At 57.3% G+C, this 18541-nt stretch carries 20 protein-coding genes; 4 read left to right on the top strand and 16 right to left on the bottom strand.

Annotation, left to right across the window (positions count from 1 at the left end):
* The first annotated feature begins 137 nt into the window (after positions 1 to 137).
* Complete coding sequence (gene pagP / locus AB1E37_RS18220; protein ID WP_004183399.1) at positions 138 to 656, top strand: lipid IV(A) palmitoyltransferase PagP; 519 nt, start codon at positions 138 to 140, stop codon at positions 654 to 656.
* Between the two features lie 194 nt (positions 657 to 850).
* On the top strand, positions 851 to 1060 hold the full coding sequence (gene cspE, locus AB1E37_RS18215; protein WP_002439184.1) for a transcription antiterminator/RNA stability regulator CspE: 210 nt from the start codon (positions 851 to 853) through the stop codon (positions 1058 to 1060).
* A 67-nt stretch (positions 1061 to 1127) separates the two neighbouring features.
* On the opposite strand, the gene crcB is transcribed toward cspE, so the two are convergent.
* Positions 1128 to 1511 (bottom strand): fluoride efflux transporter CrcB, encoded by a 384-nt coding sequence (gene crcB, locus AB1E37_RS18210; protein WP_004223642.1) that lies wholly within the window; start codon positions 1509 to 1511, stop codon positions 1128 to 1130.
* An 89-nt stretch (positions 1512 to 1600) separates the two neighbouring features.
* Between crcB and AB1E37_RS18205 the strand changes: the two genes are divergently transcribed.
* Together AB1E37_RS18205 and tatE are read left to right on the top strand one after the other, a co-directional pair.
* Entirely contained in the window at positions 1601 to 2389 is a 789-nt protein-coding gene (locus tag AB1E37_RS18205; protein WP_004212622.1) for a deaminated glutathione amidase, read from the top strand.
* A gap of 242 nt (positions 2390 to 2631) precedes the next feature.
* Positions 2632 to 2838 (top strand): twin-arginine translocase subunit TatE, encoded by a 207-nt coding sequence (gene tatE, locus AB1E37_RS18200; RefSeq protein ID WP_002894464.1) that lies wholly within the window; start codon positions 2632 to 2634, stop codon positions 2836 to 2838.
* A 190-nt stretch (positions 2839 to 3028) separates the two neighbouring features.
* Here the strand turns inward: tatE and lipA are convergent, their stop codons facing one another.
* The 15 genes from lipA to leuS form a co-directional block, all read right to left on the bottom strand.
* A complete protein-coding gene (gene lipA / locus AB1E37_RS18195) occupies positions 3029 to 3994 on the bottom strand; it encodes a lipoyl synthase (RefSeq protein WP_002894467.1) in 966 nt (321 codons plus the stop codon).
* Between the two features lie 180 nt (positions 3995 to 4174).
* On the bottom strand, positions 4175 to 5071 hold the full coding sequence (locus tag AB1E37_RS18190; protein ID WP_004223645.1) for a YbeF family transcriptional regulator: 897 nt from the start codon (positions 5069 to 5071) through the stop codon (positions 4175 to 4177).
* Between the two features lie 193 nt (positions 5072 to 5264).
* A complete protein-coding gene (gene lipB / locus AB1E37_RS18185; protein ID WP_004223647.1) occupies positions 5265 to 5909 on the bottom strand; it encodes a lipoyl(octanoyl) transferase LipB in 645 nt (214 codons plus the stop codon).
* 104 nt (positions 5910 to 6013) lie between these two features.
* Entirely contained in the window at positions 6014 to 6277 is a 264-nt protein-coding gene (gene ybeD, locus AB1E37_RS18180; protein ID WP_002894474.1) for a DUF493 family protein YbeD, read from the bottom strand.
* Positions 6278 to 6389: 112 nt separating this feature from the next.
* A complete protein-coding gene (gene dacA, locus AB1E37_RS18175) occupies positions 6390 to 7589 on the bottom strand; it encodes a D-alanyl-D-alanine carboxypeptidase DacA (RefSeq protein WP_002894539.1) in 1200 nt (399 codons plus the stop codon).
* Positions 7590 to 7727: 138 nt separating this feature from the next.
* Entirely contained in the window at positions 7728 to 8876 is a 1149-nt protein-coding gene (gene rlpA, locus AB1E37_RS18170; RefSeq protein ID WP_004147579.1) for an endolytic peptidoglycan transglycosylase RlpA, read from the bottom strand.
* Positions 8877 to 8887: 11 nt separating this feature from the next.
* The gene (gene mrdB, locus AB1E37_RS18165; RefSeq protein WP_002894613.1) at positions 8888 to 10000 is read right to left on the bottom strand and encodes a peptidoglycan glycosyltransferase MrdB; all 1113 of its coding nucleotides are present in this window, start codon (positions 9998 to 10000) and stop codon (positions 8888 to 8890) included.
* On the bottom strand, positions 10000 to 11901 hold the full coding sequence (gene mrdA, locus AB1E37_RS18160; protein WP_002894617.1) for a peptidoglycan DD-transpeptidase MrdA: 1902 nt from the start codon (positions 11899 to 11901) through the stop codon (positions 10000 to 10002). Before mrdA ends, mrdB begins: the two co-directional genes overlap by 1 nt.
* 27 nt (positions 11902 to 11928) lie before the next feature.
* On the bottom strand, positions 11929 to 12396 hold the full coding sequence (rlmH, locus tag AB1E37_RS18155; RefSeq protein WP_002894620.1) for a 23S rRNA (pseudouridine(1915)-N(3))-methyltransferase RlmH: 468 nt from the start codon (positions 12394 to 12396) through the stop codon (positions 11929 to 11931).
* 3 nt (positions 12397 to 12399) lie between these two features.
* Positions 12400 to 12717: a ribosome silencing factor gene (gene rsfS, locus AB1E37_RS18150; protein WP_002894623.1), complete on the bottom strand. Its 318-nt coding sequence runs from the start codon at positions 12715 to 12717 to the stop codon at positions 12400 to 12402.
* 222 nt (positions 12718 to 12939) lie between these two features.
* Entirely contained in the window at positions 12940 to 13569 is a 630-nt protein-coding gene (locus AB1E37_RS18145) for an adenosylcobalamin/alpha-ribazole phosphatase (protein WP_004151650.1), read from the bottom strand.
* A gap of 72 nt (positions 13570 to 13641) precedes the next feature.
* Entirely contained in the window at positions 13642 to 14292 is a 651-nt protein-coding gene (nadD, locus tag AB1E37_RS18140) for a nicotinate-nucleotide adenylyltransferase (protein WP_029884141.1), read from the bottom strand.
* Positions 14285 to 15316: a DNA polymerase III subunit delta gene (holA, locus tag AB1E37_RS18135; protein ID WP_002894692.1), complete on the bottom strand. Its 1032-nt coding sequence runs from the start codon at positions 15314 to 15316 to the stop codon at positions 14285 to 14287. Before holA ends, nadD begins: the two co-directional genes overlap by 8 nt.
* Positions 15316 to 15906, bottom strand: a complete 591-nt coding sequence (gene lptE / locus AB1E37_RS18130; protein ID WP_002894693.1) for an LPS assembly lipoprotein LptE — start codon at positions 15904 to 15906, stop codon at positions 15316 to 15318. Before lptE ends, holA begins: the two co-directional genes overlap by 1 nt.
* Positions 15907 to 15920: 14 nt before the next feature.
* The gene (gene leuS, locus AB1E37_RS18125; RefSeq protein ID WP_029884143.1) at positions 15921 to 18503 is read right to left on the bottom strand and encodes a leucine--tRNA ligase; all 2583 of its coding nucleotides are present in this window, start codon (positions 18501 to 18503) and stop codon (positions 15921 to 15923) included.
* Positions 18504 to 18541 lie beyond the last annotated feature (38 nt).

The raw sequence follows: 18541 nt of genomic DNA, 5'->3' as shown, positions 1-18541 counted from the left end.
TTTGCCTTATTTCGTTCAACCTGCATTGAGATTATCTTTGCTATTTTAGGTGGCTTTTAAATCAAAGTGGTAATAGAAAAGTGTTGATGTTACGTCGTTTTTCATTGTTTTCTCTTGGTTTTTTAGGATGGTTATTGGTGTCCGGAAACGCCAGCGCGTCGTTTTCATCGACCCTTAGCGAAGGTTACCATACCTTAAGTAATAACGTAGCGCAGACCTGGAATGAGCCGGAGCACTATGATTTGTACGTTCCAGCCATCACCTGGCATGCGCGCTTTGCCTATGACAAGGAAAAAACCGATAAGTATAACGAACGTCCGTGGGGGGCAGGTTTCGGCGTCTCGCGCTGGGATGAGAAAGGGAACTGGCATGGCCTGTACCTGATGGCGTTTAAAGACTCTTTTAATAAGTGGGAGCCCATCGGCGGCTACGGGTGGGAGAAAACCTGGCGCCCGCTGACGGACCAGAATTTCCACCTCGGCCTTGGCTATACCCTCGGCGTCACGGCGCGCGATAACTGGAACTACATCCCGATCCCGGTGATCTTGCCATTGGCGTCAATAGGTTACGGTCCGGCAACTTTCCAGATGACCTATATTCCCGGCACCTACAATAACGGTAACGTTTACTTCGCCTGGGCGCGCTTCCAGTTTTAATTCGCTAAGTCTTAGCAATAAATGAGATAAGCGGAAGGTCTTGTGCAAAAACAAGGACTAAAGCGTTACCCACTAAAAAAGATAGCGACTTTTATCACTTTTTAGCAAAGTTGCACTGGACAAAAGGTACCACAATTGGTGTACTGATACCCGACACAGCATTAGTGTCGATTTTTCATATAAAGGTAATTTTGATGTCTAAGATTAAAGGTAACGTTAAGTGGTTTAATGAGTCCAAAGGATTCGGTTTCATTACTCCGGAAGATGGCAGCAAAGATGTATTCGTACACTTCTCTGCAATCCAGTCCAACGGTTTCAAAACTCTGGCTGAAGGTCAGCGCGTAGAGTTCGAAATCACTAACGGTGCCAAAGGCCCTTCTGCTGCAAACGTCATCGCTCTGTAAGCAACGCGTCAGTAGAATATAAAAACCCGCTAATAAGCGGGTTTTTTTTTGCCTGTCTCCTTCGCTTTTAGCGGCTGGCCGCCTGCGAGAAAAGCCAGAAGGCGAGCGCCGTCATCGCAAACGAACCCAGCAAATTCACCGCGACGTTGAGCAGCGCCCAGCTTACCCGGCCCTGCTGCAGGAGAAACACCACTTCCGCAGAAAAGGTGGAGAACGTGGTCAGGCCGCCGCAGAAACCGGTGGTAATCAGCAGTTTCCACATCGGGTCAATACCGGTCAGACGATTAAACCACGCCAGCCCGGCGCCAATCACAAAGGCGCCTAACAGGTTGGCCGTTAGAGTCCCAATCGGGATAGCATGGTGCACAGGATTGAGCTTCATGCCGAGCCACCAGCGCAATACGCTGCCGGTGCCGCCGCCAATAAAAACGGCGCAAAGAAGTTGAAACACGGTCGTTTCCTGCTATTTGATGTAAGAGAGTGTCAAGTGTAGCGCGCATCGGGCGCGATTGGCTATCCATAACCTGACGGGAGAAGAACATGCGGGTAGCGGCAGGACAATTTGCCGTCACGCCAGTATGGCGGACGAATGCGCAAACCTGTGTGGCGATGATGCAGCAGGCGGAGCAAGAAGGGGCGGCGCTGCTGGTGCTGCCGGAGGCGTTGCTGGCGCGGGATGACAACGACCCGGATCTGTCAGTTAAATCGGCCCAGCCGCTGGATGGCGCATTTTTGCAGCCGCTGTTGGCCGAGAGCAGGCGTAACAGCCTCACCACGGTCCTGACGCTCCATGTGCCGTCAGGGGAGGGGAGAGCGACCAACACGTTGGTGGTATTGCGGGAAGGCGCAGTGATCGCCCATTATCATAAACTTCATCTATATGACGCCTTCGCGATGCAGGAGTCCCGGCGGGTGGATCCCGGTCAGCAGATCCCGCCGGTGATTGAGGTGGCGGGATTACGCGTTGGCCTGATGACCTGCTACGATCTTCGCTTTCCGGAACTGGCGCTTTCGTTGGCCCTGAATGGGGCACAGCTGCTGGTGCTGCCCGCTGCATGGGTGAAAGGGCCGCAGAAAGAGCATCACTGGGCGACGCTGCTGGCGGCACGCGCTCTCGATACTACCTGCTATATCGTGGCGGCAGGCGAATGCGGAACGCGCAATATCGGGCTGAGCCGCATCGTCGATCCGCTGGGGACCACTCTGGCGGGGGCCGGGAGCGAGCCGCAGCTGATCTTTGCCGATCTCTCTGCGGATGACCTTGCGCGCGTTCGCGAGCGTTTACCAGTGCTGCGGAACCGACGATTTGCGCCACCGCAATTATTATGACGTTTTTTTAAACAAGGCTTGATTCACCTTGTTACAGATTGCTATTGTGTCCGCGCGTCAAATACCCGTATTGTTTATCCCAATAATTCGCTGTGCACGTCAGGATGGACATCTCAGCGCTCACTCCCGGAGGGGAGGCTATGGGCCGAAACACGCAGCCCACGCACAGGTGGATTACAATAGGACGGATAAATGCGTGTATGATGGCGTATTCGCAGCTTGTATAGAGAAGAAGGTTAGCTATGGGTGAGATTAGTATTACCAAACTGCTGGTAGTCGCAGCACTGATTATCTTAGTGTTTGGTACCAAGAAATTACGTACGCTGGGCGGCGACCTGGGGTCGGCTATCAAGGGCTTTAAAAAAGCCATGAACGAAGATGACGATAGCGCGAAGAAAACCACCGCAGAAGAAGAAGCGCCGGCGCAGAAGCTCTCTCATAAAGAGTAATTCTCCGGCTGCGTCCCCTGACGGGATGCTGGCGGTACGGCGAAGAGGCCGCGACGTTTATCGTTGCGGCCTTTGTCGTTTTTGTCGACGCCGCGGAGAAAAGATGCAACTAACTGTTACGGACAGGCGAAACGGATGAAGCGGAGAGAGCCGCTGCGCCGAACAGGCGCGCAGCGGCGGAAGCGGTGGGTTATTTAACTTCCATCCCTTTAGCCTGCAGGTCGGCATGATAGGAAGAGCGGACGAAGGGACCGCAGGCGGCGTGGGTGAAGCCCATCGCCATCGCTTCCGCTTTCATCTCTTCAAACTCCTCCGGGCTGACGTAGCGCTGCACCGGCAGGTGGTGACGGCTCGGCTGCAGATACTGGCCTAACGTCAGCATGGTGACGCCATGGCGACGCAGGTCGCGCATCACTTCGATGATCTCGTCGTTGGTTTCGCCCAGACCTACCATCAGGCCGGATTTCGTCGGGATCTCCGGGTGCGCTTCTTTAAAACGCTCCAGCAGCTTCAGCGACCAGTTGTAATCCGCGCCCGGACGTACCTGACGATAAAGACGGGGCACGTTTTCGAGGTTATGGTTGAAGACATCCGGCGGGGTCACCGTCAGAATATCAAGTGCGCGATCCATGCGGCCGCGGAAATCCGGAACCAGCGTTTCGATCTTAATCGACGGGTTTTTCTCGCGAATGGCGCTGATGCAGTCGGCAAAATGCTGTGCGCCGCCATCACGCAGGTCGTCACGGTCTACCGAGGTGACTACGACATAGCGCAGACCCATATCGGCGATAGTTTGCGCCAGCTTTTGTGGCTCGTTTGCATCTGGCGCGACCGGGCGTCCATGCGCGACGTCGCAGAACGGGCAACGGCGGGTACAGATCGCGCCGAGGATCATAAAGGTCGCGGTACCGTGGTTGAAGCATTCTGCAAGGTTCGGGCAGGAGGCCTCTTCGCACACAGAGTGCAGGCCGTTCTTACGCATCGCTGCTTTGATTCCCTGGATACGGGACGAGTCTGCCGGAAGTTTGATTTTCATCCATTCCGGTTTTCTGAGCAGAGCTTCACGCTCAGTTGCCACGTTTTTCACCGGGATAAGGGCCATTTTATCGGCGTCGCGGTACTTAACACCGCGTTCCATCACAATGGGTTTACTCATAGCGTGCGTGTTCCAGTTGCGAGTCACGAAGGAAAGCGAATTAATTCAATGAAATGTTGCAATTATCAACTATTTTTGAATCAAGAGCAGGCAGTATACCATTGAAAAGGGGCAGAAAGCAGCCTGCCTGCCCAGCAAATTGTAAAATAGTTGTTGTTTTATCCTTTTCCCTTCCGTGCGCTACGCCTTAAACGAGCGGATCACCGTCTCGATGATCTCTTTCAGCAATGGCTCTTTCCCGCTCAGCTTATTAAAGTGCAGCGCAACGTCAATCTGCTCTTCACCGAGGGAAGGGAAATCCAGGGTCTGCAGCGGCCAGAGACGGGACACCATGGCGAACAGGCGTTCGGTGGTCAGACCCAGCATATCGCTCCCGGCGATCATCGCCGCCTGGGTCATCAGGTTAAAGGTGCTAAAGCCGCAGCGGCGCTCGCCCATCTCTTCCTGTAGTCGGCGATGGAGGGTGGGGTAGCGCTGGCCTTCCGGCAGCAGCTGCGCAAATTCGTACTCCGCGAGGGTCGTTTCATCCTGCGGACCGTCCAGCGCGGGATGTCCTGCGCGGCAGTACATCTGTACCCGATCCTGATACAGCACATGATGGCTTATCGCCTGGCCGCTGTGCAGGTGGGTATCAATGAGCAGATCCACCTGGCGCTGGTCAAGCTGCCGCGCGGCGTCGACGATTGCGATATTGTGCAACAGGATCTGCGGAAAGGTCGGCTTCAGCGCGCTGGCCAGGCCAGGCATCAGCAGCGCTCCCATCGCTGGCGTAGTGGCGATAGTGATCACCCGCTGCTGGTGCGGGCTACCGGTGATATCCAGCGCGCTGAGGAAAGCTTCCATGCCGCGGCTGATGTATTGATGAAGATGGGTGGCATAGGCGGTGGGGGTAACGCCCTGTCCTTTGCGGATAAATAGCGGATCGGGGAACAACGCCCGCAGTTTGTTAATTGACTGGCTAATCGCCGACGGTGTGATATTGAGTATCTTCGCGGCGTTGACGATACCTTTATGCACGTATACCGCTTCAAAGATCGTCAACAGATTGAGGTCAATATTACGCAGGATGCGAAACATTTGACGATCGTAACGTTCATCCTGTCTGTCAGGAGATTCTGACGGAGGCGTATTCTCTGGCACGCGATGAGTCCGGTTGGGAATGATAGGCCAAGTATAGCGGCCCACCGCGTTGCCGTGCGTGACAATTGATTGCAAAAATAACGTGTTACTCGTTTAGCGCCCCGCTGACAGCGGGACGTTGGCCTGCCGCTTAATCCCGGGGAAGATATTCGTACGGTGGATGATTTAGCAGCGCCAGCAGATTGGCGACCAGCCGCGGAGCGACCGTCTCCGGGGAGGCTGCCGGCTGCCACTGGCGCATTTGCGTCATCTCCATACCGGCATAGCCGCAGGGGTTGATACGCAAAAACGGTGTGAGATCCATGGCGATATTAAGCGCCAGACCGTGGAAAGAACAACCTTTACGGATCCGCAATCCCAGAGAGCAGATTTTGCGTTCGCCGACATAGACGCCAGGGGCGTCGGCGCGGGGGTGCGACTCGATACTATATTCAGCTAGGGTATTGACGACCGTTTGCTCCAGTAGCGTCACCAGCTCCCGCACGCCCAGCTTACGGCGCTTGAGGTCCAACAGGACGTACATCACCTGCTGTCCCGGACCGTGATAGGTGACCTGGCCGCCGCGATCGCTCTGGATCACCGGAATATCGCCGGGCACCAGCACGTGTTCCGCTTTGCCGGCCTGACCCTGGGTGAATACGGGGTGATGTTCCACCAGCCAGATCTCGTCGAGGGTATCTTCATCACGGGCGTCGGTAAATTCATGCATCGCCTGCGAGACGGGTTCGTAAGGTTGCAGGCCAAGCTGCCGGATAAGAATTTTATTGTGCTGCAAAACAACATCTCCGCCGGGAAGAGAGAATTCAGGTTGGGGAGTATATCACAGCCGTGCAGAAGGGAATGAGAAGACCCGGCACGGCGGCCGGGTCAGGGAAAAGGTTACAGCACCATCCGAACGATATCGATATTGCCTAACTCTTCGTACAGCGTTTCCACTTGTTCAATGTGGGTGGCGTTGATGGTGATGGAGACCGAGTGGTAGTTACCTTTGCTGCTCGGTTTTACTGACGGCGAGTAATCACCAGGCGCATGGCGCTGTACCACTTCCACCACCTGATCAACCAGCTCCGGCAACGCCTGCCCCATTACTTTGTAAGTAAATGGCGTAGGGAATTCAAGCAGTTCGTTAAGTTTGGTTTTCATGTCAGCTCCGGTGTTACGACAAAATAATAACTCCCACCAAGGGCGGGAGTTATCAGGTTACTTGGATGAATAGTATATGGGGATGGAAATCACACTTTCAAGTGTTCGATTTTTAACCAAACCAGTGGTGGAACATTAATTTAATGTAATCAATAATTTTGCCGAAGAAATTACCTTCCGGAATTTCCTGCAGGACCACCAGCGGACGCTGGTCGATGGTTTTACCATCCAACTGGAAGTTAATGGTGCCGACAACCTGGTTTTTCTGCAGCGGGGCGTGCAGCTCAGTGTTATTCAGCACGTAGCTGGCTTTCAGATCTTTCATTCGGCCGCGCGGAATGGTCAGGTAGACGTCTTTATCCACCCCCAGCGAAGCGCGATCGCTGTCGCCGAACCAGGCCGGTTCGGAGGCAAACTCTTTGCCAGCTTTAATCGGGTTGACGGTTTCGAAGAAGCGGAAGCCCCAGGTAAGCAGTTTTTTGCTTTCCGACTCACGGCCTTTGAACGTCCGGCCGCCCATTACCGCGGAGATCAGGCGCATCTGGCCTTCGGTGGCGGAAGCGACGAGGTTGTAACCCGCTTTGTCGGTATGGCCGGTTTTGATGCCGTCGACGTTCAGGCTGTTATCCCACAGCAGGCCGTTACGGTTCAGCTGGCGGATGCCGTTGAAGGTGAACTCTTTCTCACGATAGATGGAGTACTCGTTCGGTACGTCGCGGATCAGCGCCTGGCCAATCAGCGCCATGTCGCGCGCGGAGCTGTACTGTCCGTCAGCATCAAGACCGTGAACGGTCTGGAAATGGGTGTTTTTCAGGCCCAGAGCGTTGACGTAGTTGTTCATCAGGCTGACGAAGGCGTCCTGGCTGCCGGCGACGTAGTCGGCCATCGCCACGCAGGCATCGTTACCGGACTGCAGGTTAATACCACGGATCAGCTGAGAAACCGGCACCTGCATGCCCGGCTTGAGGAACATCAGAGAAGAGCCTTTGAAAACCGGGTTGCCGGTGGCCCAGGCATCGTTGCCGACGGTGACCAGATCGGACTCTTTGAATTTGCCCGCTTTCATCGCCTGACCGATAACATAGCTGGTCATCATTTTGGTCAGACTGGCCGGGTCGCGGCGGGAGTCGGCATTGTTTTCAGCCAGTACCTTGCCAGAGTTGTAATCGATAAGGATCCAGGATTCGGCGTCAATCTGCGGGGCGCCTGGGATCATCGTTTTGATATTCAGGTCATCGGCGCGGGCAGCGGAGGAGAGCGCTGCAACGGAGAGCGCCGTAATGAGTAAACGAGCGGTGAAAGAGGTCTTCATGGTCAGAACAACGGCATCCGTGATGGAGTTAAAAAAGTGCCTTACTATAGCAAATGCTCTGCGGGCCAGCATCCGACATTGCGCATGAGTTTGTTAATGACTTTTACATGCGCGAGGTGAACGGGCGGCCCGCGGCGTTTAGTTGGCGCGAGTAATAAAGGACTGCAGCTGCGCTTCGCTTTGCAGGCGCTGCTGCACGGCGCTGGCCTGTGCTTTATCAGCAAAGGGACCCAGCTGAATACGCCAGACCGCGCCGTTTTGCATGACCCGGCCTGGCACAGAAAACTGCTGGCTCAGGCGCTGCTGATACTGCTGCGCCCGCGTCTGGTCGCTTACTGCGCCCACCTGGACAACAAAATTACCGCTGGCGCTGGAGGTCGCGGAGGACGAGGCCGCCACGGCGCCAGCGGCTGCGGCGGTGGCCGCAGCGGGCGCCACATTACCCTGAATGGAGCCAGGCGCGGTCACTGGCGCTGTTGGCGTGGCGCCGGCGGCAGGAGCCGTCGCGGCGGCTGCCGCTGGTTCGCTACTCTCCAGCACGCCGTTGTTCAGGGGCGTCGGCGCGCCGAGGAAACCGCCGCTGTTCACCGGCGCGCCCACGCTGTCTGCCGGCGTCAGCGTGCTGTTGCTGATCGGGCGAACGTCAGTGGGCGCGGGTTGGCTCATGCCAGCGGCGTCCCCACCGTCCAGATTCGGACGGGCGGGCAGGGCGTAAGTCTGTTTGGCGACGGTGGTACAGGCCATCCCCGGGCCGGAAAGCGAACCGTCAGGCGCGACGATGATGGGGTCGATGCGCACTTTGGTGTTGTTGGAGGTGTTCAGGCGGTCAGCGGATGCGCGGGAAAGCGAGATGACCCGATCGTTGCCATAGGGACCGCGATCGTTAATCCGCACGACGATCATCCGTCCGTTGGCAAGGTTAGTGATCCGCGCGTAGCTCGGGATCGGCAGCGTCGGGTGCGCTGCGGTCAACTGAGTCGGATCGAAGGCTTCGCCGCTGGCGGTCAGGTTGCTGTTGGGTTCTGCGTCATAGATCGCCGCGAAACCGGCCTGAGTAAAGTTGGCCGGATCCTGAACGATTTTGTAGCTTTTACCGTCGCGCTCATAATCCTGATTCGCCGTGGCGTTCGGCGTTTCATACTGCGGATCGGCGCCGCTGATCTCAACCGTCGGGCCATTACAGACGGCCGGCTGTGGAGTACTGACCGTTTTTTGTTGCACGTCATCACTCGAACATGCCGCCAGCAGCCCCGCTGCTATGCAGATCCCCAGCCATTGCTTACGCATTGCTAACCCCTTTAAACGCTTTTCGACAACATTTTTCTGTGGGTATGGATCGACATTACGATACCAAACCCGGCCATCAGTACGATCAGGGCGGAGCCCCCGTAGCTCACCAGCGGCAACGGTACGCCCACCACCGGTAAAATACCACTCACCATACCAATATTTACGAAGACATAAACGAATAAAATCAACATTAAACCACCGGCCATGACCCGGCCAAAGGTGGTTTGCGCCTGGGCGGCGATCCACAGTCCGCGCATAATCAGCAGAATATAAAGCGCTAGCAGGATCAGTACGCCAATCAGGCCCAGCTCTTCGGCGAGGACGGCGAAGATAAAGTCGGTGTGGCGTTCCGGCAGAAACTCCAGCTGCGACTGGGTGCCGTGCAGCCAGCCTTTGCCGCGCAGACCGCCGGAGCCAATGGCAATTTTAGACTGAATAATGTGATAGCCGGCGCCCAGCGGGTCGGTTTCCGGATCGAGGAGCATCATCACGCGCTGACGCTGATAGTCGTGCATCAGGAAGAACCACAGGATCGGAATAAAGGCGGCGACCAGCACCACGGCGATACCAATCAGGCGCCAGCTGAGGCCGGAGAGGAACAGCACAAACAGCCCGGATAGGGCGATCAGGATCGAGGTCCCGAGGTCAGGCTGCGCCGCCACCAGCAGCGTCGGCAGGAAGATTAGCACCAGGGCAATGCCGGTGTTCTTCAGCGACGGTGGACAGACATCGCGGTTAATAAACCGCGCCACCATCAGCGGCACGGCTATTTTGGCGATCTCCGACGGCTGAAAGCGCACAATACCGAGATCCAGCCAGCGCTGCGCCCCTTTGGAGATGGCGCCGAAGGCGTCAACGGCTACCAGCAGGATGATACAGAAAATATAGAGGTAGGGCGCCCAGCCTTCATAGACCCGCGGCGGGATCTGCGCCATGACGATCATGATCACCACGCCCATGGCGATCTGGCCGATTTTACGCTCCATCATGCCGACATCCTGACCGCTGGCGCTCCAGATAACCAGCGCGCTGTAGGTCAGCAGCGCCAGCAGGATAAGCAGCATGGTGGGGTCAAGATGGATTTTATCCCATAGCGATTTTTTGTTCGGATTATCCGTCATTATTGATCCTCCCCTGCGGTTACCGCCGGGTTTTCGCTTGGCAGCGTAGTGTTGTTATCGCCCAGCATGATGTGATCGAGGATCTGGCGCATAATCGTACCGACCGCCGGGCCGGCGCCGCCGTTTTCCAGAATCATCGCCACGGCAACCTGCGGGTTGTTATAAGGCGCAAACGCCGTCATCAGTTTATGGTCGCGCAAGCGCTCGGAGATCCGGTGCGCGTTATAGGTTTCGTTGGCCTTCAGGCCGAACACCTGAGCGGTACCTGACTTGGCCGCGATTTTATACGGCGCGCTGGCGAAGTATTTGTGCGCGGTGCCGTTGCCGCGGTTGGCCACGCCGTACATGCCGTCTTTGGCGATTTCCCAATAGCCGGAATGGATATCGCCTACCGGCGGCTCATGGGGCTGGACCCAGGGTACGGGCTTGCCGTCTTCCACGGTGCTCTGCAGCAGATGCGGCACCTTCACCACGCCGTCGTTAATCAGGATCATCAGCGCTTTGTTCATCTGGATCGGCGTGGCGGTCCAGTAACCCTGGCCGATGCCCACCGGAATGGTGTCCCCCTGGTACCAGGGTTTCTTAAAGCGCTTGAGCTTCCATTCGCGGGTCGGCATGTTGCCAGAGCGCTCCTCGGAGAGGTCGATACCGGTGTAGTGGCCGTAGCCAAACTTGCTCATCCACTCTGAGAGACGGTCGATGCCCATGTCATAGGCGACCTGGTAGAAATAGGTATCTGCAGACTCCTCGAGCGCTTTGGTGACGTTCAGATGGCCGTGGCCCCACTTTTTCCAGTCACGATAGCGTTTCTCTGAGCCAGGCAACTGCCACCAGCCGGGGTCGAAGAGGCTGGTGTTGCGGGTGATCACCCCGGCGCTCAGCGCCGAGACGGCGACGTACGGTTTGACCGTCGACGCCGGCGGATAGACCCCCTGCGTTGCTCGGTTGACCAACGGTGTGTTCGGGTCGTTGAGCAGCGCGGAGTAATCTTTGCTGGAGATGCCGTCGACGAACAGGTTCGGGTCATAGCTCGGGGTTGAAACCAGCGCCAGAATAGCGCCGGTACGCGGGTCGGTCACCACCACGGCGGCGCGGCTGCCGGCCAGCAGCGTTTCAATATACTGCTGCAGCTTGAGGTCGAGGGTGAGGTAGATGTCGCGTCCGGCCTGCGGAGGCACCTCTTTCAGCTGACGAATGACGCGGCCGCGGTTGTTCACTTCAACCTCTTCGTAGCCGGTCTGACCGTGCAGAACGTCCTCGTAATAACGCTCTATACCCAGCTTACCAATGTCGTGCGTCGAGGCGTAGTTGGCCAGCTTGCCCTCTTTATCCAGGCGGTCGACGTCTTTATCGTTAATTTTTGAGACATAGCCAATGACGTGAGTCAGCGCCGAATTATAGGGGTAATAACGACGCTTGTAGCCTTTGACTTCCACGCCGGGAAAGCGGTACTGGTTGACGGCAAAGCGGGCCACCTGCACTTCGCTGAGGTTGACCTTTACCGGAATCGAGGTAAAACGATGGGAGCGGGCGCGCTCCTTTTTGAAACCGGCGATGTCATCGTCAGTTAAATCGACGACGTCGCGTAGCGCATCCAGCGTCTGCTGTACGTTATCGACTTTCTCCGGCATCATCTCCAGCTGGTAAATGGTGCGGTTAAGCGCCAGCGGGGTGCCGTTGCGATCGTAAATAATGCCGCGGCTCGGCGGGATCGGCACCAGCTTGATGCGGTTTTCGTTCGAGCGCGTCTGATAGTCGTCGAAGCGAACGATTTGCACATTGTACAGGTTGGCGATCAGAACGCCGGTAAGCAGCAAAATCCCCAAAAAAGCGACCAGCGCCCGGCGCACGAACAGCGAGGATTCAGCCGTATAGTCGCGGAAAGAATTCTGTAATTTCATTCGCTGCTTAGTCTACCCTGATCATCATTACTCACGGTGGTACGGGTGGTTGGTGGTGATGCTCCACGCCCGGTACAGACTCTCGGCCACCAGTACGCGCACCAGCGGGTGAGGTAAGGTGAGGGTGGAGAGCGACCAACTCTGTTCCGCCGCTGCTTTACAGGCGGGAGAGAGACCTTCCGGGCCGCCTACCAGTAAACTGACGTCGCGCCCGTCCTGTTTCCAGCGTTCCAGTTCGCGCGCCAGCTGCGGTGTATCCCATGGTTTACCCGGAATATCCAGGGTCACGATGCGGTTCTTACCGGCAGCGGCTAACATCATCTCGCCCTCTTTTTCGAGGATGCGTTTGATATCAGCGTTCTTACCGCGCTTACCGGCAGGGATCTCCACCAGCTCGAACGGCATATCTTTGGGAAAACGGCGCAGATACTCGCTAAAGCCGGTCTGTACCCAGTCCGGCATTTTGGTGCCAACGGCCACCAGCTGCAACTTCACGCATTAACTCCAGAGTTTTTCCAGCTCGTACAGACGACGGCTCTCTTCCTGCATGACGTGGACCATCACGTCGCCGAGGTCGACGACGATCCAGTCGGCGGCGGCTTCCCCTTCAACGCCCAGCGGCAGCATGCCGGCGGCGCGGGACTCCTGAACCACGTGGTCGGCGATAGACATCACATGACGCGTGGAGGTGCCGGTGCAGATAATCATGCAATCGGTGATGCTGGATTTGCCATGTACATCAATGGCAACGATGTCCTGACCTTTCAGGTCATCAATTTTGTCGATAACAAAATCCTGGAGTGCTTTACCCTGCAAGTGTTCCCCCTGGGTGCGTGAAGATTGATAATCATAAAGAGCCTGACAGTATACCTGAACTGATGAAAAAGTCGGGTGAAATGTCTGTCGGCAGGCGTTCGTGGCGGGCTATCATCCCATCCCTCGCCGCGGATTGCATCGCCATTTTTGTAAAACAATTTCTGCAAACCGGCTTTGGCGGATGCTGCCTGGCAGCGGAGAATAACAGCCTGCTCTGGCCTGTCAATGGTCTGGCGGGAATTCTTCTTGCGGCCGCCAGACGGCCTGGCTATTTAATACCCGCAGGGTGGTGAAATCGTCGCGGATTTCGAGGAGGCTCCAGGCGCCATGGGCAATGGGAAAGTGCCACATCGCCGCCGCAGGCATCTGCAACAGCAGGGCGGTCAGCAGGCTCAGGACGCCCTGATGGCCGACGATCAGCAGATGGTCAAGATGGCGGCAGTCGGTCAGCGTTGGGATAAACTCGCTGACGCGGCGGGCAAAATTCTGAAAGCTTTCGCCGTTGGTGGGGGCCGCATGCTGCCAGTCGGCACACCAGGCGGCATAGTTTTCCGCATCTTCTCGCTGGAGGTCGCGATGATGACGCATCTCCCAGTCGCCGAAAAACATCTCATTGAGCGCGGGATGGCGCTCACGCGGAATAGCGCGGTCGCCAAGCAGCAGATCGGCCGTTGTCCCGGTCCGCGCCAGCTCGCTACAGAATACTTTATCGAAAGGCGCCAGGCGCAGCCGTTCGCCGAGCGCGCGCGCCTGAGCGACGCCGCGCGGCGTCAGGGGCGTTGGGGCATGGCCGCTGTATAACCCGGCAACGTTGGCTTCGGTTTCGCCATGGCGAACTAACCACAATTTCATGAACAGGCTCTGACAGGCGATGAAGAGATGGCGTTACGATAGCGCTTTTTTCGCGCCAGGCCCAGCCTGGGGTCAGCAATAGAGTCCCTGCTCGCGGATGTAATCCAGCACGGCGGCAGGCAGCATCTCGGCGCAGGACTCGCCGCGCTCAAGGCGCTGGCGGATGATCGTCGCGGAAATATCGAACCACGGCGTCTCAGCCAGGTAGATCACGCCGGAAGGGCGGTTATGCAGAGACTCCACGTCGTGGGTTAAATGGCGATCCAGCCAGCGCTGATCCGCTTCCTGCGCCATGGTCAGCGGGTAACCCGGGCGGCGGCAAACAATCAGGTGGGCATTGTCGAGAATGGTTTCATAGTTGTGCCAGGTGGGAAAGGTCAGTAGCGAATCCTGGCCAATGATAAACGCCAGCGGTTTGCGCGGCCCCTGCTCCTGGCGCCACTCCTGCAGCGTTTGCGCCGTCCAGGAGGGGGTATCGCGCCGTAGTTCGCGTTCATCGAGCGTGAACAGCGGTTTATCGGCAATCGCCAGCTTCAGCATGTGCACGCGCTGGGCGCTGGTGGCTTCCGGCTGCGGCCGGTGCGGCGGGACGTTGTTAGGCATGATGATGACCTTGCTCAGGCCAATCTGATTCGCCAGGATCTCAACCGGCTTGAGGTGACCGTAATGCACCGGATCGAAGGTGCCGCCATAGATTGCCTGTAACTGAGTCATATCAACCATCAATAAAAACGTCCGCCAGGGCTTTGTGGCAGAGCAACAACGAAAGACTTTCCAGTTCGGGCCAGACGTCGTGCCCGTAATCCTGTTTAAAGGTGAGCTCCGCGCGGGTCAGAAGGGTCACCGCCTGGCGCAGCTGTTCCCCGCTCAGGCGCGTGAGGGCGTCGCTGAGCAGCTGACGGCGGTTTTGCCAGACCCGATGTTTATCAAACAGCGAGCGCAGCGGCGTGTGCGTCGCCTGGCGCTTGAGGGTAACCAGCAGCAGCAGCTCCCGCTGCAGAGTACGCAGCAGGATCGCCGGCTCGCAGCCTTCAAGGCGTAACTGCTGCAGGACGTGCAGCACGCGCTTACTTTTGCCTGCCAGTAGGGCATCGACCCAATGGTAAGGCGTAAAGTGCGCGGCATCGTTTACCGCTTGCTCAACGCGGGGGAGGGTTAGCTTACCGTCCGGCCAGAGCAGCGCCAGACGCTCCAGCGCCTGCGCCAGCGCCAGCAGATTGCCTTCGTAACAGTAGCACAGCAGCTGACTGGCCGCGTCGTCGAGCTGCAGCTGATGCTGTTTGGCCCGGGCGGCCAGCCAGCGCGGCAGCTGCGCGTATTCCGGCGTCTGGCAACTGACCTGGACGGCGCGCTGAGCCAGGGCGGTGAGCCATGCGGCATTCTCCTGGGCTTTGGTCAGCTTATTTCCGCGAACTATCAGCAGCAGGTCGTCGTGCAGCAGGCCAACCAGCGTGGCGAGCTGTTCATTGATCGCCGCGTTGGGGCCGTTTTCCGGTAGGATCAACAGCAGGGTTTGCCGGCTGGCAAACAGGCTCATCGCCTGGCTTAAGGCGAAAATCGCCTGCCAGTCGGTGCTGTTGTCGATTGAAAAAGTATGGTGCTCGGTAAAGCCCTGCGCGGCAGCAGCTTCGCGAATGGCGTCCTGGCTTTCCTGCAACAGCAGGGGATCGTTGCCAAGCAGCAGATAGGCCGCGCGCAGCCCTTCAGTGAGCTGCGCGCGGAGCTGTTCCGGGTACAACCGAATCATCATTGACCCAGCGTGGTGGAGACGCGGTTACCCGAGGAAGCCGGCGCCGCGCTGCTGGCGACCGGTTTCTCTTCCTGCTGGGTTGCTTCAACATCCGCTACCTGAACGCTTGGCAGCTTACGAATCAGCTGTTCCGCCGCTTTGTCGTACATTTCCTGGATAATCATATCCTGCTCGGCGTCTTTCGCTAATGCCGCCTGCGGGTTATCAAAGAACGACCGATAGACCTTGGTGGTAATCGGATAGATATCGTGACCCGGGATCAGGACGCTGGCATGAACGGTCATGACCATCTGATACTCCGCCGTACGACCATCCTGGAACACCGATGCGGTATCTTTCTGAATCGACGAGCCATCGAGGCGCAGAGAAGGGACATCTTTACGCAGCGTGCTGGCGTCGATCAGTTCCACTCCGTTAAGACGCAGCTGATTACGTACCGCGCGGCTTAACGGGCCGTTCGGATCGCTCGACTGGAAAATCATGGTTTTCATGGTGGCGGGCACCTTGGTAGTGCTACGCAAATGCCAGCCACAGCCGGCGGTGACGAGCACCGCCAGAGATAACAACATTGTTACCAGATATCGCACGCTTCCTCCCGCGCTTAGCCAACGACCAGATTGAGCAGTTTACCCGGAACGTAAATCACTTTACGCACGGTTTTACCGTCGAGATATTTCGCCACCAGATGTTCCTGGCCGGCGCGCTCGCGAACCTGCTCTTCAGTTGCATCTACCGCAACGGTAATTTTACCACGAACTTTGCCATTGACCTGGACGACGACGAGGGTGCTGTCTTCCACCATCGCGCTCTCATCCGCTACCGGCCACGGCGCGTTGTCGATATCGCCTTCGCCGTTCAGCTCACGCCACAGGGTGAAGCTGGCGTGCGGAGTGAACGGGTTGAGCATACGCACCACCGCCAGCAGAGCTTCCTGCATCAGCGCACGATCCTGCTCATCTTCCTGCGGCGCTTTCGCCAGCTTGTTCATCAGCTCCATGATTGCCGCGATGGCGGTGTTGAAGGTCTGACGACGGCCGATGTCATCGGTCACTTTGGCGATGGTTTTGTGGATATCGCGACGCAGCGCTTTCTGATCTTCGCTCAGAGCCGCCACGTTCAGTGCCGCAACCTCTCCTTTAGTGGTGTGCTCGTAGACCAGTTTCCAGACGCGTTTCAGGAAGCGGTTCGCCCCTTCAACGCCAGATTCCTGCCACTCGAGGGTCATATCCGCCGGGGACGCAAACATCATGAACAGACGCACGGTATCCGCGCCGTAGCGCTCAACCATCACCTGCGGGTCGATGCCGTTGTTTTTCGACTTGGACATCTTGCTCATGCCGGTGTACACCAGCTCGTGGCCCGCCGCGTCTTTGGCCTTCACGATGCGGCCTTTTTCGTCGCGCTCAACGATGGCGTCAACCGGGGAAACCCAGTTACGTTCGCCGTTTTCGCCCACATAGTAGAACGCGTCAGCCAGCACCATGCCCTGGCACAGCAGCTGTTTCGCCGGCTCATCGGAGTTCACCATGCCCGCGTCGCGCATCAGCTTATGGAAGAAGCGGAAGTAGAGCAGGTGCATGATGGCGTGTTCGATACCGCCGATGTAGATATCTACCGGCAGCCAGTAGTTGGCCGCTTTCGAATCCAGCATTCCTTCCCGATACTGCGGGCAGGTGTAGCGCGCATAGTACCAGGAGGATTCCATAAAGGTATCAAAGGTGTCGGTTTCGCGCAGCGCCGGCTGGCCGTTGACGGTGGTCTTGGCCCATTCAGGATCGGCTTTGATCGGGCTGGTGATGCCGTCCATGACCACGTCTTCCGGCAGGATCACCGGCAGCTGATCTTCCGGGGTCGGCAGCACGGTGCCATCTTCCAGGGTCACCATCGGGATCGGCGCGCCCCAGTAGCGCTGACGGGATACGCCCCAGTCGCGCAGACGGTAGTTAACTTTACGCTCGCCCACGCCCATAGCAGCCAGTTTGTCGGCAATGGCGTTGAAGCCCGCTTCATAATCAAGACCGCTGAACTCGCCGGAGTTAAACAGGACGCCTTTCTCGGTCAGCGCCTGCTCGGAGAGATCCGGCTCGGAGCCGTCGGCAGCGAGGATAACCGGCTTAATGTTCAGACCGTACTTGCTGGCGAACTCGTAGTCGCGCTGGTCGTGACCCGGAACGGCCATTACCGCGCCGGTGCCGTATTCCATCAGCACAAAGTTTGCCGCCCAGACCGGAATTTCTTCACCGGTCAGCGGATGAATGGCTTTAAAGCCGGTATCGACGCCTTTTTTCTCCATCGTCGCCATGTCGGCTTCGGCCACTTTGGTATTGCGGCACTCGTCGATAAAGGTGGCCAGCGCCGGATTGTTCGCCGCAGCCTGCTGCGCCAGCGGGTGACCCGCCGCGACGGCCAGGTAGGTACAACCCATAAAGGTGTCCGGACGGGTGGTGTAGACAGTCAGTTTGTCAGCGTAGTCGTTGACGTCAAAGGAGATTTCTACCCCTTCCGAACGGCCGATCCAGTTGCGCTGCATGGTCTTCACGGTGTCCGGCCAGTGGTCCAGCTTATCCAGATCGTTCAGCAGTTCATCGGCGTAGGCGGTGATTTTAATAAACCACTGCGGGATCTCTTTACGCTCGACCTTGGTATCGCAGCGCCAGCAGCAGCCGTCGATAACCTGTTCGTTGGCCAGCACGGTCTGGTCATTCGGGCACCAGTTCACTGCGGAGGTTTTTTTGTACACCAGGCCTTTTTTGTACAGCTCGGTGAAGAACTTCTGCTCCCAGCGGTAGTATTCCGGGGTGCAGGTCGCCAGCTCGCGGCTCCAGTCATAGCCGAAGCCCAGCATTTTGAGCTGGTTTTTCATGTAGGCGATGTTGTCGTAGGTCCACGGCGCTGGCGCGGTGTTGTTTTTCACCGCCGCCCCTTCTGCCGGCAGACCGAACGCATCCCAGCCGATCGGCTGCAGGACGTTTTTGCCCAGCATGCGCTGGTAGCGGGCAATCACGTCGCCGATGGTGTAGTTACGCACGTGACCCATGTGTAGTCGACCAGAAGGATAAGGAAGCATCGACAGGCAGTAATACTTCTCTTTGCTCTCGTCTTCAGTTACTTCAAATGTACGATTTTCGTCCCAGTGAAGCTGGACTTTCGATTCTATCTCTTCCGGGCGGTATTGCTCTTGCATGGCAGCCAGTGGTCCTGTTTTCAATACAGCTACAAAGT

This window comes from Klebsiella sp. Shm-1, from assembly GCF_040804525.1.
Lineage (GTDB): Bacteria > Pseudomonadota > Gammaproteobacteria > Enterobacterales > Enterobacteriaceae > Klebsiella > Klebsiella pneumoniae.
The sequence above is the reverse complement of the archived record's forward strand: the minus strand, read 5'-3'. Positions and strand labels throughout refer to the sequence as shown.